Origin of the sequence: Streptomyces thermovulgaris (assembly GCF_002155915.1) — a bacterium.
GTDB classification, from domain to species: domain Bacteria; phylum Actinomycetota; class Actinomycetes; order Streptomycetales; family Streptomycetaceae; genus Streptomyces; species Streptomyces thermovulgaris.
This window is the reverse complement of sequence record NZ_MUME01000137.1, coordinates 1-996: the sequence shown is the minus strand read 5'-3', so window position 1 is coordinate 996 and position 996 is coordinate 1. Positions and strand designations below refer to the sequence as shown.

At 65.7% G+C, this 996-nt stretch carries 1 protein-coding gene and 1 pseudogene; both read right to left on the bottom strand.

What is annotated here, in order from left to right; genetic code table 11:
- A partial coding sequence (locus CCN35_RS13405) for an alpha-amylase family glycosyl hydrolase (RefSeq protein WP_245863146.1) occupies nucleotides 1–582 on the bottom strand: 582 nt, incomplete at its 3' end.
- Nucleotides 579–996 (bottom strand): annotated as a pseudogene (locus CCN35_RS13400) (DUF3459 domain-containing protein); the annotation flags it as partial. The pseudogene CCN35_RS13400 and the gene CCN35_RS13405, both read right to left, overlap by 4 nt.

Sequence of the window (996 nt, the reverse complement as noted above, 5' to 3'; positions counted from 1 at the left end):
CGGGTTCTCGTAGTTCAGATCCGGCTGGTGGGAGAAGAACCGGTGCCAGTAGTACTGCTTGCGCACCGGGTCGTACGTCCAGTTGGACACCTCGGTGTCCACGAAGATGATCCGGGCGTCCTGGTACTGCTTGTCGTCGTCGGCCCACACGTAGTAGTCGCCGTAGGGGCCGTCGGGATCCCTGCGGGACTCCTGGAACCACGGGTGCTGGTCGCTGGTGTGGTTCATGACGAAGTCGATGATCACGCGCATGCCGCGCTGGTGGGCGGAGTCGACGAACTCCACGAAGTCGGCCAGGTCGCCGAACTCCGGCTGGATGGAGGTGTAGTCGGAGACGTCGTAGCCGCCGTCCCGCAGGGGGGACTTGAAGAACGGCGGCAGCCACAGGCAGTCGACGCCCAGCCACTGCAGATAGTCGAGTCTGGCGGTCAGGCCCTTCAGGTCGCCGATGCCGTCGCCGTTGCTGTCCTGGAAGGAACGGACGAGGACCTCGTAGAAGACGGCACGCTTGAACCACTCCGGATCCCGGTCCCTGACCGGAGTGTCCTCGAAGGTGTCCGGAACGGGCTCGTTGACGCTCATGGTGTGGGTGACCCTCCGATCTGCGGGTTGGACGGTCGCAGAACCGCGCTGTGTTCATCCCCGGTCGTGACGTCGGCGGCCTGTGCCGCGTGGTCCCCGGACCCCCGGCCGACGGTGAGCACATGTGCCCCGCCGGGCCCAAGACGCACATAGTTGGCCCTGCCCCAGTGATAGGTCTCGCCGGTGAGCTCGTCGTGCACCGGCGTGGACTCGTGCCAGTCCAGGCCGAGGTGCGGCATGTCCAACGAGACCGTGGCCTCCTGGGTGTGGTGGGGATCGAGATTGACGACCACGATCACCGTGTTCGATCCGCTCCGCTTCGAATAGGCGATCACCGCTTCCTTGTCGGCGTGGTGGAAGTGCAGATTGCGCAGCTGCCGCAGGGCCGGACTGCGGCGGCGGATGTGGTTGAGG